The 16,861-nt window shown below is 41.0% G+C and carries 15 protein-coding genes and 1 pseudogene; 11 read left to right on the plus strand and 5 right to left on the minus strand.

What is annotated here, in order from left to right:
• Positions 1-81: 81 nt before the first annotated feature.
• The 7 genes from FD723_RS15465 (at position 82) to FD723_RS15495 (ending at position 10,943) form a co-directional block, all read left to right on the plus strand.
• Entirely contained in the window at positions 82-414 is a 333-nt protein-coding gene (locus tag FD723_RS15465; protein ID WP_179066100.1) for a DUF2499 domain-containing protein, read from the plus strand.
• A complete protein-coding gene (locus FD723_RS15470; RefSeq protein WP_179066101.1) occupies positions 414-713 on the plus strand; it encodes a DUF3593 domain-containing protein in 300 nt (99 codons plus the stop codon). The genes FD723_RS15465 and FD723_RS15470 overlap by 1 nt, the downstream gene beginning before the upstream one ends.
• A gap of 179 nt (positions 714-892) precedes the next feature.
• Positions 893-1,666 (plus strand): 1-(5-phosphoribosyl)-5-[(5-phosphoribosylamino)methylideneamino]imidazole-4-carboxamide isomerase, encoded by a 774-nt coding sequence (gene hisA / locus FD723_RS15475; RefSeq protein WP_179066102.1) that lies wholly within the window; start codon positions 893-895, stop codon positions 1,664-1,666.
• 199 nt (positions 1,667-1,865) lie between these two features.
• Entirely contained in the window at positions 1,866-7,274 is a 5,409-nt protein-coding gene (locus FD723_RS15480) for an ATP-binding sensor histidine kinase (RefSeq protein ID WP_179066103.1), read from the plus strand.
• 205 nt (positions 7,275-7,479) lie between these two features.
• Complete coding sequence (locus FD723_RS15485) at positions 7,480-8,409, plus strand: leucine-rich repeat domain-containing protein (RefSeq protein WP_179066104.1); 930 nt, start codon at positions 7,480-7,482, stop codon at positions 8,407-8,409.
• Between the two features lie 235 nt (positions 8,410-8,644).
• Complete coding sequence (locus tag FD723_RS15490; protein WP_179066105.1) at positions 8,645-9,523, plus strand: peptidoglycan recognition family protein; 879 nt, start codon at positions 8,645-8,647, stop codon at positions 9,521-9,523.
• A gap of 160 nt (positions 9,524-9,683) precedes the next feature.
• Positions 9,684-10,943: an FAD-dependent hydroxylase gene (locus FD723_RS15495; RefSeq protein ID WP_179066106.1), complete on the plus strand. Its 1,260-nt coding sequence runs from the start codon at positions 9,684-9,686 to the stop codon at positions 10,941-10,943.
• Between the two features lie 10 nt (positions 10,944-10,953).
• On the opposite strand, the gene FD723_RS42825 is transcribed toward FD723_RS15495, so the two are convergent.
• The 3 genes from FD723_RS42825 to FD723_RS15505 form a co-directional block, all read right to left on the minus strand.
• Positions 10,954-11,079 carry a hypothetical protein gene (locus FD723_RS42825; protein WP_256875192.1) on the minus strand — a complete coding sequence of 42 codons (126 nt, stop codon included), beginning with the start codon at positions 11,077-11,079 and terminating at the stop codon, positions 10,954-10,956.
• 23 nt (positions 11,080-11,102) lie between these two features.
• Positions 11,103-12,458, minus strand: coding sequence for a (Fe-S)-binding protein (locus tag FD723_RS15500; RefSeq protein ID WP_179066107.1), 1,356 nt, complete (start codon positions 12,456-12,458; stop codon positions 11,103-11,105).
• Positions 12,459-12,520: 62 nt separating this feature from the next.
• The gene (locus FD723_RS15505) at positions 12,521-13,855 is read right to left on the minus strand and encodes an FAD-binding oxidoreductase (protein WP_179066108.1); all 1,335 of its coding nucleotides are present in this window, start codon (positions 13,853-13,855) and stop codon (positions 12,521-12,523) included.
• Between the two features lie 146 nt (positions 13,856-14,001).
• Between FD723_RS15505 and FD723_RS42830 the strand changes: the two are divergent.
• From FD723_RS42830 to FD723_RS15520, 4 genes and pseudogenes are all read left to right on the plus strand, one after another.
• Positions 14,002-14,274 (plus strand): annotated as a pseudogene (locus FD723_RS42830) (ATP-binding protein); the annotation flags it as partial.
• 296 nt (positions 14,275-14,570) lie between these two features.
• Entirely contained in the window at positions 14,571-14,876 is a 306-nt protein-coding gene (locus FD723_RS15510; protein WP_179066109.1) for a hypothetical protein, read from the plus strand.
• A gap of 567 nt (positions 14,877-15,443) precedes the next feature.
• Complete coding sequence (locus tag FD723_RS15515; RefSeq protein WP_179066110.1) at positions 15,444-15,650, plus strand: hypothetical protein; 207 nt, start codon at positions 15,444-15,446, stop codon at positions 15,648-15,650.
• A 205-nt stretch (positions 15,651-15,855) separates the two neighbouring features.
• Positions 15,856-16,233 carry a hypothetical protein gene (locus FD723_RS15520; RefSeq protein WP_179066111.1) on the plus strand — a complete coding sequence of 126 codons (378 nt, stop codon included), beginning with the start codon at positions 15,856-15,858 and terminating at the stop codon, positions 16,231-16,233.
• Between the two features lie 83 nt (positions 16,234-16,316).
• Here the strand turns inward: FD723_RS15520 and FD723_RS15525 are convergent, their stop codons facing one another.
• Positions 16,317-16,502, minus strand: a complete 186-nt coding sequence (locus FD723_RS15525) for a hypothetical protein (protein ID WP_179066112.1) — start codon at positions 16,500-16,502, stop codon at positions 16,317-16,319.
• A 5-nt stretch (positions 16,503-16,507) separates the two neighbouring features.
• On the minus strand, positions 16,508-16,861 hold the full coding sequence (locus tag FD723_RS15530) for a hypothetical protein (RefSeq protein WP_179066113.1): 354 nt from the start codon (positions 16,859-16,861) through the stop codon (positions 16,508-16,510).

Below are 16,861 nucleotides of genomic sequence, written 5' to 3' on the forward strand. Positions count from 1 at the left end.
ATGGCAGACTCATTCACAAGCTCTATTTTCAAAGTTCATAACAGAGGAAGATAGAAACAACTCCCAACACCTAACTTTCTTATGCACGTGCTATCAATTCCTACCTGGATTATTCACATTTCTAGCGTTATTGAGTGGATTGTCGCCATTTGGTTAATCTGGACTTACGGCGAACTGACTAATAACCGCAATTGGTGGGGATTATCTCTTGCCATGTTACCAGCTTTAGTCAGCGCCATGTGTGCCTGTACCTGGCATTATTTCGACAACGCCGAATCTCTGGAATGGATGGTAACACTTCAAGCTACCATGACTTTAGTTGGTAATTTTACGCTTTGGGCAACGGCGTATTTGATTTGGCGTTCTACCAAATCTGCTGACACTGTTGAACCAAACCCTATTAAATCAGAGTAATGATTTCTAAAGAAACCCTGTTTGCACTTTCACTGTTTCCCTATTTGGGTTTCTTGTGGTTTATCAGCCGCAGTCCGCAAATGCCGCGTTTAGCGCTGTATGGATTTTATGGCACTCTCGTCTTTGTTGCTATCACCATCCCGGCAGGAATTTATGCCCAATTGCATTATGGCGAGTCTTTGGCCAATGTAGATTGGTTACATGGTGGTGCAGAACTATTTTTGACACTTTCTAATATCTTGCTGGTACTAGGTTTTGGGCAAGCTGTAAGGCAATTAAAAATGAATAATGAAAAATAGTAAGGGACTTCCAACAAATAAATTATCCAATCTTGTGGGGTGGACATCTTGTCCGCCCAAGGCTTAGGGCGCTTGTATCGCCCACCCGACAAGAAGTAGGTGAGTATTTTTTTATTTGTCAGTCCTAAATTCAGCTATAGCTAGCAGTTTGATTGCATTAAGTTATAAGGAAAAGATAAATGGACGTAATTCCAGCGATTGATTTACTAGAAGGTCACTGTGTACGACTATATCAGGGAGACTACGAGCGCTCACAAGTTTTTAGCGAAAATCCTGCCGATGTTGCCAAACAGTGGGTAGATGAAGGTGCTACCAGACTGCATATAGTTGATCTAGATGGTGCCAAAGCAGGTAAAGTAGTAAATTTGAAGGCAATTGAAGTGATCGCTCATGCGGTGTCAGTGCCGATTGAAATTGGTGGAGGATTGCGCGATCGCACCAGCGTACAACAAGTATTCAATCTAGGCATACAGTGGGCAATTCTCGGCACTATCGCCGTAGAACAACCCCAACTAGTGCAAGAGCTCTGTCAAGAATTTCCCGAACAGATTATTATCGGTATTGATGCTCGTAACGGACGCGTAGCAACTCGTGGTTGGTTAGAAACCTCAGAAGTTTTAGCAACTCAATTGGCTGTACAAATGCAAGAATTGGGTGCAGCCGCCATAATTTACACAGATATTCACCGAGACGGTACACTCACAGGCCCCAATTTAGAAGCTTTGCGAGAACTTGCAGCAGCAATTTCCATCCCGATAATTGCCTCTGGTGGAGTCAGTTCTCTCACCGATTTATTGAGTTTGTTGGCATTAGAACCTCAAGGCATAAGTGGTGTGATTGTCGGACGTGCCTTGTATACTGGGGATATTTTACTCAAAGAAGCATTACGAGCGATCGGGCCTGGCCGGATTCAGGATATTCCACCGAATCTAGGTTTTTCTAGTTTTGCTTGACATTTGGTCAAATTACGAAAAAGTGCCAAACCATACTAGAGCTTAAGTACAATAACTTAGAAGCGAGTTTTTGTCCGATACCTAACTTGTAAACCATTTTTTACATTCGGTACAATACCCTAATCTATAGCTGTTATAGCTGTAAATCCTGCCATGTTTTTGGGAACTCTAAATACTGAGGTCTCAAAAATTAAGCCCTATGGTCAGCATTGCCGATTATCACGTTAGCAAAGAACTATACAACGGTTCTCGAACCTTAGTTTATCGCGCTAATCGAGAGACTGACCAAAAATCTGTGGTGATTAAGCTGATGAAAACTGCTTATCCCAGTTTCAGCGAATTGGTACACTTTCGCAACCAGTTCACCATCGCCAAAAATCTGAATCTACCTGGAATCATCCAAACCTACAGCCTGGAACCCTATCAGAATGGCTATGCGTTGGTGATGGAAGACTTCGGGGGAATTTCCTTGAAGGAATGGGGAGTAGAGAGTGGAGAGTGGGGACTGGGGGGAAGTCTAGAATCTTTGATGGAGTTTTTACGAATTGCGATCGCTCTGTGTGATGCCTTAGATATTCTAATTCGTAATCGAATCATTCACAAAGATATTAAACCTGCCAATATTTTAATTAATCCCGAGACTAAAGAAGTTAAGTTAATTGACTTCAGTATTGCATCTCTGCTACCACGGGAAACTCAAATCTTAATGAGTCCTAATGTGTTAGAAGGAACATTAGGCTATTTGTCTCCAGAGCAAACTGGACGAATGAATCGGGGGATTGATTACCGGACTGATTTTTATTCTTTAGGTGTAACTTTTTACGAACTATTATCAGGGCAATTACCATTTCAATCACACGACCCGATGGAATTGGTACATTGTCATATTGCCAAACTTCCGCCACTTTTAGAGGAGAGGAAAGAGATTCCACAAGTGTTGTCAGACATTGTGATGAAATTGATGGCGAAAAATGCCGAAGACCGCTATCAGAGTGCATTCGGACTGAAATATGATTTAGAAAATTGTTTGGTTCAACTGAAAGAAACGGGTAAGATTGTAAGTTTCCCAATTGCTCAACGGGATGTGTGCGATCGCTTTATTATCCCAGAAAAACTCTATGGTCGTGAGCATGAAGTTGAAATTCTGCTAAAAGCCTTTGACCGCGTTACTAACAATCAGACAGAATTAATGCTGGTGGCTGGTTTTTCTGGTATTGGTAAAACTGCCTTAGTTAACGAGGTTCACAAACCTATTGTCCGGCAACGGGGCTACTTCATTAAAGGCAAATTTGACCAATTTAATCGGAATATTCCCTTCTCCGCTTTTGTGCAGGCATTTCGAGACTTAATGGAACAATTACTGAGTGAAAGTGATGTCCAATTGTCAACTTGGAAAAATAAAATTTTACAAGTGCTGGGGGATGAGGGGCAAGTCATTCTTGAGGTAATTCCCGAACTAGAACAAATTATTGGTCAACAACCATCGGCAACGGAACTTTCACAGAGTGCAGCCCAGAATCGCTTCAATTTACTCTTTCAAAAGTTTATTCAGGTATTCACCACAAAAGAACATCCATTAGTAATTTTCCTTGATGATTTGCAATGGGCTGATTCTGCATCACTCAAATTGATGCAGTTGTTGATGAGCGAGTCAGGAAGTGGAGCTTTACTTTTAATTGGGGCTTATCGAGATAACGAAGTATCTACCACACATCAGTTAATGTTGACTTTAGCGGAGATTCGCAAAGCCAATGCCACAATTCACAGCATTACTTTAGCTCCGTTAAGTAAAGCTAGTTTAAATCAATTAGTCGTTGATACCTTGAGTTGTTCAGATAAAACTGCCCAACCTTTAACGGAACTTGTCTATCAAAAAACTCAAGGAAATCCATTTTTCGCAACACACTTTCTCAAAATATTATATGAAGATGGACTGATTACTTTTAATTCCGAACAAGGGTACTGGCAATGCGATATTGTTGCTGTGAAAGCACTTGCCCTTACCGATGATGTTGTAGAGTTCCTAGCGCTACAGTTGCAAAAATTGTCAGCAGCAACGCAAAATGTGCTGAAATTAGCTGCGTGCATTGGCAACCAATTCGATTTGCGAACCCTAGCAATTGTTTCTGAACAATCGGAAACTGAAACGGCAGCATCTTTATGGAAAGCTTTACAAGAAGGGTTAGTTTTACCTACTACTGAAGTTTATAAATTTTTTCAAGATAATGAGTATAATGCTGACTCCAACCCCTTCAATTCTAATTTCCAAATCCCTATCTATAAATTTTTACATGATCGGGTACAACAAGCAGCTTACTCTCTAATTCCAGATGAGCAGAAACAATTTACCCATCTTAAAATTGGTCAATTACTCTTAAAAAATACCTCTGAGTCACAGCAAGAGGAGCGGATTTTTGAGATTGTCAGTCAGTTGAATCGAGGAATATTACTAATTACCCAACTGACTGAACGTCAACAATTAGCTCAGTTAAATCTGAATGCTGGTCGGAAAGCAAAAGAAGCTACTGCTTATGTTGCAGCAATTCATTACCTCAATTCTGGAATGCAGTTGCTGACAATTAATAGTTGGGAAATTGCTTACGAACTGACTTTAAATTTATACGAAGAAGCTGCCGAAGCTGCCTTTCTCAACCATGAATTTGACCAGATGGAATCTCTTATCCAGGTTGTCATCGAAAAAACAACCACCTTACTGGATAGAGTGAAAGTTTATGAAGTTCAACTCCAAGCTTATCAGGTGCGGGATCAATCATTGCAAGCGATCGCAACAGGGCGTGAACTTCTGGCTCAACTTGGGGTAACATTACCTGAATCAGTAACACCTCCAGACATTCAACAATATGTAGTAAACACGCTCTCCACATTGGCAGGCAGAAGTATTGAGGGCTTAATTGATTTACCATTGATGGATAATACCAAAGCTTTGGTTGCTTTGCGGATTATGGCTAGCATTGCTCCTGCCATCCACCAGAATTGCTCGTATCTGTTTCCAATTTTGGCCTGCGAAGAGGTGAATTTATCTCTTAAATACGGCAATGCACCACTTTCTGCACCAGGATATGCAGATTTTGGAATTGTACTTAATGCTTGTAACCAACTAGAGTCAGGCTACGAATTTGGTAAGCTAGCTTTAATGCTTGTAGATAGATTTCAAGCAAAATCTGTTCAAAGCATGACTCTATTTAAGGTAGCTGCATTAAATCAATATAATAAACAACATATTTGCAACTCAATAAGTTTATTACAAGAATCCCATAATATTGGATTAGAGACAGGCGATTTTTTTCATGTAATTACATCCATGATTTTCAAGTTATTCTATATCTATTTAAGTGGTAAAGAATTTCTAGAAATATTGCTAGCAGATATCAAAGCATATAAGTCTAATTTTGCCAAAAATCAGCGCTTATTAAATTGGTCGAGTATACTCTGTCAAAGCATTAAAAATCTAACCGAATATAGTAATAATCCAGAATGCCTCATCGGTGAAGATTGTCAAGAAGAACAACTTTTATCTTCTATCATCAAAGAAGACGAATTAACACCCCATATATTTTTCTTAAATAAGTTAACACTAAGTTATCTGTTTGAGAATTTTCCGGCGGCGGTTGAGAATGCTAATCAGGGAGAGCAATACCTCAACGGTGTCCCAGGAATGCTATCTGTTCCAGTCTACTACTACTACGATTCTTTGTCCCGGCTTGCTGTCTATCCAATGGTTGAACCGTTTCAACAGGAGCAATTACTCTTGAAGGTTAGCGAAAACCAGGAAAAATTGCAGTTACGAGCAAAATTAGCACCGATGAATTTCCAGCACAAATTTGATTTGGTGGAAGCAGAACGGCATCGAGTTTTGGGCGAAAAGATGGCAGCAATAGAATTGTACGATCGCGCCATAACTCTAGCTAAAGAAAACGAATATATCCAAGAAGAAGCTTTGAGCAATGAGCTTGCTGCCAAGTTCTACCTCGAATGGGGCAAAGACAAAATCGCTCAATTTTACATGCAGGAAGCTTATTACTGCTATGCTCGTTGGGGCGCTAAAGCCAAAACTGAGGACTTAGAAAAACGCTATCCTCAACTCCTTTTTCCCGTTTTACAAGGGCAACTAAATCCCTTGCGACTGAGTTCAACTATCGATACATCATCTTTCACACATCAAACCATTCACACAAATCTTTCTAGCAGTACTATTTCTGAAACCCTCGATTTATCCACCATCTTCAAAGCCTCACAAGCTCTTTCCAGTGAAATTAAATTAGAGCAATTACTCACTACTCTTTTGCTAGTGATCATGGAAAATTCTGGGGCACAAAAAGCTATTCTGCTTGTACTCCAACAAGACAGCTTGGTGGTTGAAGCTGTAGCTAATATCAATGAAGGAGTTACCCTACTTTCTGTGCCATTGTCAAGCAAAGAAAACATTCCAATTACATTAATAAACTTTGTCAAACACAGCTTAAAAACTGTTGTGCTGGATGATGCAACAGCACAAACTAATTTTATTGCCGATCCATATTTCATGCAGAAACAACCTAAGAGTGTGTTGTGTACGCCGATATTAAACCAGGGTAAACTCATTGGGCTACTATATCTAGAAAATCCGCTAACAATTGGTGTATTTACTCGCGATCGCACCGAAGTGATCCAACTGCTATGCACCCAAGCCGCCATTTCTCTAGAAAATGCCCGTCTTTTTCAAGAATCCCAGAATTATGCCCATCAACTAGAGCGATCGCTACAAGAACTTGAGCGTACCCAATTACAAATGGTGCAAAATGAAAAAATGGCAACCTTGGGTAATTTAGTTGCTGGAGTAGCACATGAAATTAATAATCCCATTGGATTTCTCGAAGGTAGCCTCGATAATGCCGAAGAGTATACTCAAGACTTACTCACCCATATCCAATTATTTAAACAATATCATCCCACTCCTGCGATCGCAGTTATTGAGCATAGCGAAAAAATTGACCTAGAATTCTTGATTGAAGACTTACCAAAGCTAGTAAATTCAATGAAGGTGGCTTCAGAACGGATTAAAGATATTAGTACCAGTCTGCGTACCTTCTCTAGAGCCGATACAGCCGAAAAAGTTGCTTGTAATCTCCATGAAGGCATTGAGAGTACTCTGTTAATTTTGAAGTATCGCCTCAAAGCTAATGAAAAACGTCCTGCGATCGAAGTCGTCACCGAATACGGTAATTTACCACCAGTTAAGTGCTTTTTAGGACAGCTAAATCAAGTATTCATGAATATCATTGCCAATGCCATTGATGCCTTAGATGCATCCATTGCTGGGTATTCTTATGCCCAAGTGCGAGATGAATATCAGCAAATACTGATTCACACCGAAGTATCCAATAACAACACGGTAATAATTCGCATCAGAGATAACGGTCAGGGGATGCCAGAGGAGATTAGAGCGCAGATATTTAACCACCTGTTTACAACTAAAGAGGTTGGCAAAGGAACGGGATTAGGATTAGCGATCGCTCGTCAAATCGTCGAGGAAATCCATAATGGACAGTTGAGTTGCAATTCTGTGCTTGGTGAAGGAACAGAATTTGTCATAGAGATTCCAGTGTAAATCCAATACTATTCGGTTAAGACAAGAGATGCCATGAATCGCAGTCTCTACAATAATCAATCTTTTGTAGAGACGGCGATTTATCGCGTCTTTATAATAGACATCTCTTTCTACGCAGATAGAACACATTAATCTAGCCTCACTCCCCATAACCTGCAATACACTATTCTGGTAAATATCGCTACAGAATTGGTGAGGTTTGCAGATGACAAACGAAGAACTGTTGCAAATTATAGAAAAAGCTGCCAGGGAAAAGGAAACGGTGCTAAACCTCAATCACAGTCAACTCAGCAGTCTGCCACCAGAAATCAGCCAACTCTCCAACTTGACTGAGCTATCCCTCTTTAACAATCAACTCAGCAGTCTGCCACCAGAAATCAGCCAACTCTCCAACTTGACTCACCTATACCTCGATAAAAATCAACTCAGCAGCCTGCCGCCAGAAATCAGCCAACTCTCCAACTTGACTGAGCTATCCCTTGAGAACAATCAATTCAGCAGCCTGTCGCCAGAAATCAGCCAACTCTCCAACTTGACTGAGCTATCCCTCTCTGGTAATCAATTCAGCAGCCTGCCGTTAGAAATCAGCCAACTCTACAACTTGACATGGCTAAACCTCAATCAAAATCAACTCAGCAGCCTGTCGCCAGAAATCAGCCAACTTTCCAACTTGACTGAGCTATTCCTCAATCAAAATCAACTCAGCAGCCTACCGCCAGAAATCAGCCAACTCTCCAACTTGACTGAGCTATTCCTCTCTGGTAATCAATTCAGCAGCCTACCGCCAGAAATCAGCCAACTCTCAAACTTGGAATGGCTAGACCTCTCTTGTAATCAACTTAGCAGTCTACCGCCAGAAATCAGCCAACTCTCAAACTTGGAATGGCTAGACCTCCCTGGCAATCAACTCAGCAGCCTGCCGCCAGAAATCAGCCAACTCTCAAACTTAATATGGCTAGACCTCTCTTACAATCAACTCAGCAGCCTGCCGCCAGAAATCAGCCAACTCTCAAACTTGACAAGCCTATCCCTCAAGAACAATCCACAATTAAGCTCGCCGCCACCTGAAATTGTTGAGCAGGGAACGGAGGCAATTTTGACCTATCTCCGAGCCAGGTTAGAAGGTAAACAATAATATCTTCCTAAGCTGCTAGTACTTGGTGAAGGAGGTGTAGGTAAAACATCCTTATTAAATGGTTCGTAACAGCACCATTGCAGAAATTATAAAGGTATATTTGACTAGAATTAAGGTATTATAGCGATACTGTTTGGATACCATAAGCGGTAGGGGTTTACAGAAATGTGCCTCTACAAGGGACACGCGAGTTGAGCTATAAGTTAATATCTACCGTTTTACGGGTATTAGAAAAATGAGGTTTAAAGACTGGGCGACTAGGGTGCTACTAATCTCGCTGATGTTCATGGCTTTAGTTGTAGTGCTGATAATTGGACGAGCGACAAAATTACACAATAATTCAACAACATCCCATATATCCAATTCCCCGGTTATGGCTTTCAGTCAATATCCGCAGGTGCAATTCCAATCAGCGAAAGAACCAGAGAAGAAATCTCAACGTGTTCTCAAGTCCCCAGTCAATATTAACAAGCCTGTAGCAAGGTATGTAACCACTCAAGCTTTTGCACGCTACAGACCTAGTTATCAAGTTGCTTCCGTTGACCCCAGTAACTATGGAGAACGTTACACCAAAGATGTGAACGGCGTTCCTCTCCACAACCAACCAATTATCGTCCTTCATGAAACTGGTTATTCTGCTTCCAGTGCGATTAATTTCTTTCAAGTAGCCCATAACGATGAAAGTGTGCAAGCAAGTTACCACGCTTTAGTCAAGTTAGATGGAACGGTGGTTTATCTAGTACCACCAGAAAAACGGGCTTTTGGTGCAGCTCACTCTGTCTTTGAGACTCCAGAGGGAGTAGAAACTGTGCAGACTAACCCGAATTTGCCGGCATCAGTGAATAATTTTGCTTATCACGTTTCTTTAGAAACACCTCCAGATAGTTATGACAGTAGCAGCCAACAAACCCATAGCGGCTACACAGAAGCTCAATATCATTCTCTTGCTTGGTTAATTGCTCAAAGTCAAGTTCCAGACCATCGCATTACTACCCACCGTTTAGTAGACCGTTCTGGTAAAAAAGTTGACCCCATAAATTTTGATGGAAATAAATTTCTGAACTTACTTAATACTTATCGTCAGGTTAGACCAATTTATCGAGTCAGCCAATAATTCAGAATTCAGGAGTCAGAATGGGCTACGCCCCGCTGCCCTAACAGAAGTAAAACAGGCTCTATACCTGGCTTATGGATAAAATTTTGAATTGTTAACTTGCTCAAGAAGGCGCGATCGCGTCAAAATAAGAGTTAAGACACTGTAATTTAACTTAACAATGACCATAACGCAGCTTGAGCAAACTCTTTCCCCTCAACCAACACCGCCAAATGAGCGGGGATATGAATATGATTTGGTAATTGTCGGCGGTGGGATTATTGGGTTAACTCTAGCCTCTGCTTTAAAAGATTCTGGCTTGAGTGTCTTGCTAATTGAAGCGAAAGTGGCATCAGCAGCAGTAGCAAAGGGACAAGCCTATGCAGTTCACAAGCTTTCGTCGCTGATTTATGAAGGTATTGGGGTTTGGGACAAAATGTTGCCGCAAATCGCCAAGTATTGCCGAGTCCGTCTTTCTGATGCCGATTATCCCGATGTGGTGGAATTTACTACCGATGATATAAATGCAGCAGAGTTAGGTTATGTGGCGGAACACCAAGCGCTGTTGCAGCCGTTGCAAGATTTCGTCCAAGATTGCCCAAATGTGACTTATCTCTGTCCGGCAGAAGTAGTAAATACGCAATATCAGCAAAATATAGTCGCCATTGAGATCAAAGTTGCCGATCAGCTAAGGACAGTTCGCAGCAAATTAGTTGTCGCAGCAGATGGATCGCGATCGCCAATTCGGCAAGCTGCTGGCATCAAAACTTCTGGCTGGAAATATTGGCAATCTTGCATTGTGGCATTTGTCAAACCAGAAAAACCCCACAATAACACCGCTTACGAGAGATTTTGGTCTAGCGGCCCCTTTGCGATTTTACCTTTACCAGGGAACCGTTGCCGCATTGTCTGGACAGCGCCCCATGAAGAAGCAAAAGCTTTGTGTGCTTTAAATGACGAGCAATTTTTGGCAGAACTAAGCCGCCGCTATGGCGATCAGATGGGGAAACTGGAATTACTAGGCGATCGCTTTGTTTTTCAAGTACAACTCATGCAAAGCGATCGCTACGTTCTCCCCCGACTAGCGTTAATTGGTGATGCGGCGCACAATTGCCATCCCGTCGGCGGACAAGGTTTAAATTTGGGTATTCGGGATGCAGCGGCTTTGGCGCAAGTAATTCAAGCCGCGCACAAGGCGGGTAAAGATATTGGCAATATTCAGATTCTCAAAGGTTATGAACGCTGGCGAAAGTTAGAAAATCTGACAATTTTAGGTTTCACCGACTTGTTAGATCGGATGTTCTCTAATAATTTCTTCCCTGTAGTAGTGGTTCGTCGTCTGGGTTTATGGTTTTTGCAGCGAGTACCTGTAGTAAAAGTATTTATGCTGAAATTGATGATTGGCTTGAAGGGGCGGACTCCAGAATTAGCAAAACGATAAACTCCATTAATTACACAATATTATTGCGGGCGATCGCAATGACTGTCAAATTTAGTTTCCAGTCTCCGACTGAGAACGAGACAAACAAGGCAATATCTAAAAGCTGGTTTACCGGACTACAATCAAGGGCGGACAAGATGTCCACCCCACAAGAAATATCTACAATTTCAGCTTTTCACCGCGAATCGAATAATCTAACAACTCCATCGGGTGAATAACTGAAATCTTCTTACCTTGCAACTGCAAATGCTTTGTAATTTGCAAAGTACACCCCGGATTAGCAGAAGCAATTAACTCAGCACCAGTATTCAACAAATTATCTACTTTTTGCCGACCCAATTCTTCAGACACTTCTGGTTGCAACATATTATAAACCCCAGCACTACCACAACACAAAGCTGCATCTATTGGTTCTCTCAACTTCACCCCTGGAATTTGCCGCAATACCTGACGCGGTTGGACGCTAATCTTTTGTCCATGCAATAAATGACAAGCATCTTGATAAACTAAATTTAAAGGCTTATCAGTCAATGGCGATAGTTTTGTTGTTAAGCCAACAGTTGCCAAAAATTCTTGAGCATCTTTAACTTTAGCCGCAAAATCCTTGGCTTTTTCCCGATATTCTGGGTCATCTTCTAAAATATGCCCGTATTCTTTCAAAGTATGACCGCAACCAGCAGCATTGATAATTACAAAATCTACATCGGTCTTGGAAAAACTATCAATCATTTGTCTTGCTAAAGCTTTTGCCTGTTCTGTTTGTCCTTGATGTTCGGGAAGCGCCGCACAACAACCTTGAGATTTCGGAATCACAACTTCACAACCATTAGCAGTTAAAACCCTTACTGTTGCTTCATTTACGGAAGAGAAAAACAGTCGTTGGACGCAACCCAAAATTACTCCAACGCGGTAGCGCTTCTCACTTTTAGCAGGAATGATAGTAGGAAAATTATCTTCAAAAGATTTGAGAGTAATTTCTGGCAGAATTGATTCCATTGCTGCCAAACGGGGCGAGATTTTATTTAGTAAACCTGTAGCCCGAAATAATTTGGCAAACCCCAACTTTTGATAAACTAATAACGGAATTAGTAAAACCCGTAAAAGATTGGGATAAGGAAATAGAGAAAAGATCAATTTCCGAAAAAATTGGTCTGATAAACTGCGGGGATAATTTCGTTCAACTTGATGACGAGTTGCAGAAATTAACTTGTCGTATTGTACACCAGAAGGACAAGTACTCACACAAGCAAGACATCCTAAACAAGAATCAAAATGTTCTACTGTTGCAGTATTGAGAGCAATTTCACCCTCATTAATTGCATCCATTAAATAGATACGTCCTCTAGGAGAATCCATCTCCTTGCCAAGCACCCGATAACTGGGACAAGTCGAAAGACAAAATCCACAATGTACACAACTATCAATCAACTTCGGGTCAGGCGGATGACTCTCATCAAACCCCTTCAAATTCTTTAAACTAGCTGTATTATTAACAGAATTTTCTGAAACCTGCATATTTCTATCTTTCCCCTCTTCCTTTGCGTCCTTTGCGTCCTTGGCGGTTCGTTTTCTTAAACCTAAATCCCACCCACAAACCGACCAGGACTTAAAATATTCTTACTATCAAACTGTTCCTTAATACCGCGCATCAACGGCAAAGCATTTCCCGTATAACCCCAAACATCTATTTGTTCTTTAACCGCTATTGGTGCTGACAAAATTGTTAAAAAACCTCTATTAGCTTGAGTGCGTAGGCGCAGCCCGCCGCAGGCATCGCGGATTTTCAAAACTTGATTTTTACTCTCTAATTGTAACAACCCTAAACCACTACTAATATGAATCAAACCCAACTCCACCTGAGTCAAAATCTCGACAGCAGCAGTCGGTAGCACTCCTATTTTGCAGGTAATTACCGATTCTGTAGCAGAAGTATGTATTCGTTCTTGCAATCTCTGCCATAGATTAGCCTCATCACCATCGGCAAAAATTGCTCCATCTAAACCCAACTTTTGCCCAACTTCCAAAACTCGGTTTGACTGTTCTTTAACACTTTCACTAATACTTTGAAAGCGAGCAATTAATCCTAGTCCTTCACCTAACCCTAAACTAGATACCAATTTATTTGATAGCAAATCAGCCTGCACTGGCGTTAAAGCCGAACCCCGAAGGATATCAGCCGCTTGAGATATAGCTTCAGCTTTCCCAGTTAGTACCACCGTCCCCGATGCTTCTGCTAGCGGGTACAGACGAAAAGTTAGTTGACTAATAAAGCCTAATGTGCCGTAAGACCCCGTAAGCAACTTCATCAAGTCATAGCCGGCGACATTTTTAACTACTCTTCCCCCAGCTTTAGCAATTTCTCCATCAGCACGCACAAAGGTAATACCTAGTAACTGGTCGCGCACACTACCATAGCGTTGCCGCAGAGAACCTGTATCACCTGTGGCAACAATACCGCCAATGGTTGCTGACTCTGGTGCTGTGGGATCAAGGGCGAGAAATTGCCGCGACTTTGCTAAAAGTGCCTGCAAGTCAGAGAACTTCATCCCAGCTTCTACTGTGACAGTCAAATCGCCAACAGCGTGTTCTATCAGTTGGTTGATGCGTTCTGTACTGACTACAACATCAATACCTTTGGCTAAACCACCCCAGTTGAGTTTACTACCACTACCACAGGGGAGGACGCGCCAGTTATTTGTGTGAGCTTTGGCAATGACTGCGGCTAGCTGTTTTTGAGTGCGAGGATAGACAATACAACTGGGAAATTTCTCAGAAGCTATAGCCTGTTGAATACGTTTTTGCTGACTGAGTTCGATATTTTCCCAAAGGCAAACAGCATTTTCTTCGCCGACGATAGATGCAAAATCAGTAGCGCAGACGGCTTGCGGCCTGTCGTTAGACATTGCTTTCATTGAGTTTATTTTTTTACGCCCTACTTCTAATTTACTGGCTAACCTGACCAAAAAAGCATGTTGTAATTAATATACGGTGGTTTCAATATAAAAAGCGATGCCTACAGCGCAAGCCAGCTTATAATCAGCGCCGAATAAAATAAGAGTTGTTCGTAAGGCGATCGCTACTCATTAGACATCTAGTGCAAAAGTTTACTGTCTCCGGCGGACAAGATTCTTTGTGTTTAATCAAATTACTTTTCGATTTACAATCCAAATAGGGATAGTATTTAGATATTGCTCACTGCGATTATCGCTGGCGTTCTGACTCCGAGGCTAATGCTAAACACGTCGATAACTTAGCGAAAACTTGGGGTATATCCTTTTATTTAGAAACAGCAAAGAAACCGATAAATCGTGAAGCTGCCACACGCGATTGGTAATATTAAGCTTTAAGTGCGATCGCTCAAGTAGAAGGCGACTGGATCTGTTTTAAATAGTTTTGAGTATTGCTATTGCAAAGCAGGGAGAAGTTTGTCAAATTCACGTTAAATCACACTCTCACGCTCTTCTAAATTGCTATCAAAATTTATTAATAAAATTACTAAGCTGTTATGCCTTTAATTTGCACTAATATTTTTTCAATATGATTGTGGGGTGGGCTTTTCGTCCCACCCTGATAATACAAGTCTTACCTGAATTGCTTTAAACACTCATTAACGAAGCTCCGAGGTTAATGAATGAAGCTTCGAGGTTCATTAATGGAGTTCAAAAACTCGTCCGCGAGTATCAAAGGGTGTGGGAGGTAAGACTTCTTCCCCATCCTCCCACACCCCCCACACTCCTGGATTTCTCACTTGTGAGAAATCCAGGTTACTGTACTTGTGTGGGTAGTGCCAAAATGCCTTGCTCTGTAAGCTTTTCAAGTTATGCTCTGAGACTCTCTACTCAAATGCTACTCAAAACAGCTATTTTTACCCTGGTTTTTAGCGATCGCGGCTTGCGATCGCGCTACTCAAATGCTACTCATTCTGAAGAGTAGACTCTTAATCTATTGGTTGCGGGTTCAAATCCCTCGTCACCCACTTCTTCCAGCCCCCAGGTTTTACTCTTGACTAATCCTTGACTAAATTGGGCAAGTTCCAACCTCTGAAATCCGTATCTATCAAGGGTAAACGCCGCTAAAGCTTTGACTAATTTGAATAAAAACGCCTGCTGTCCAGTGGAGTATCTAGTGTGTCCACTGGAAGCTTAGAATGTGACAAAAAGGGAATTATGTATTTAAACGAAAGAACGGGTCAACCCTGCACAATAATTGAACACACCATAGCAAACGCACCTTATTGCTTAGTTGAGTATGCCAATAGTGTACGTAAAACTGAGCATTTCGCGGATTTGAAGAGAATTAGGGAAGTTGCAAAATAGGAATTATGAACCTAGAAAAACGAAGGTATAAGTTAATACTTAAAAATAAAGACGGACAGATAATTGATGACTACATAGTGACAAGAGCTATTGAAGGATATATCAAAAAAGCTTTTTCACCAGATTCAGACTGGAAATTAATAAATTACGAGCTTGTGAATTGACAAAAAGGGAATTTTGATTAATGGATATCTCAGAAAAAGAACAATATGCTATTCAAGTTATGGCAGAAGCTTTTAGACGCTCATTGAGGGAATTTACCGGGAGAATTAGCGATAAGCCACCGATGGAATTAGCCGCATGGTCAATAGCTTTTACTCAACTGGGACAGGAAATGAGCTTTGCGCTACTCAAGGAAACAGACAGAACAGAGATTTTGACTAATGACTGATGATTATGTAATAGTCATTAGAAATAGGTTCATTTGAACCAAGCAGCATTTAAAACGGAGGGGGATGAGTAGGGATACTCATCCCCCCAACTTTTGAGAGTTCCCCATTCTCAATTCCCCATTCCCCAATTGTCTAGAGTGAATCCCCAGCAAGAATAAAAGGGTAACTGGGTAAGTTAGGCTTGCACTTACAATTTTCACCAAAATGAAAAACTACTTAGCAAGGCTAACAGTGGCAGGCATACTGCTAGCAGTAGGATACAGACCTATAATGCAGTCAAATCTTTTGAGTTTTGGTTCAGACACTTATGAGATTCAGTGGAGTGGAACTAATGGAAGCAAGTTATTTGGTAGCTATGGCATTATTTCCAGAAGTCCTAGCACACCTTCGAGAGTAGAAAAGGTTACAACAATACTTCCTTATAAGGTTAAATTTTCCGCTCAAAAAAATACCCTGATTTCTGCGGCAGGAGCAACAGTTAATCAGGGTATAGTAGAAATCAAAATTTTTAAAAATGGCTCAGAGTGTGGAAAAGTAGTTGTCGTTGGAAGTGCGGCTTTAGCTAATAAAATTTGCCAATAGTCTAAACATCAGTGTATCCCCTGCAAGGCGAGTTTGCGGGGGATTTATAATTTTTAGGAGTGAACCCCAGAATCCCCAGTGAGCTAGGAAGTGCGATCGCTCTGCCAAGACTCTAACTTTTTTATACGTTCTTCCAAAAGACTGTACCGAACGAGATTAATCTGTACTATTTGCTCAAGCTTGATGTGCAGCTGATCTAACGTGATCTGCAACTGTTCCAAGGTCAGCAGCAATCTTTCTTGATCAAGAGGTTTACTAATTTCAGCCATAAAGATTATTGTTTTTGCCTTTCGGCATTAAATAGCTTTTCAGTCTTGCTCCAGTTGTGCTTAATGGCATCAAAAAGATTGTTATGCTGCAAAAGAAGAGCATCTTTGTAGTTAGTGTAATCATGTAAATGAATATCTACTTTTCTATCTAAATTAATAAGTTTATCGTTCAGCTTATCTTTTAAATTATCAACTGTAATAAAGTTTGCTGCTTCCAGATTTGCAATCTTAGAATTCATGCTTGATTCTAAATTAGCAATTTTACTATTTATGCTTGACTCGACTTGAGCCAGTTTATAAACAGCAGAGAATATTGTGATTAGTCCAACCACAAAAGTAACTGAGTTATGAAGATCCAT

Source organism: Nostoc sp. C052 (assembly GCF_013393905.1).
Lineage (GTDB): Bacteria > Cyanobacteriota > Cyanobacteriia > Cyanobacteriales > Nostocaceae > Nostoc.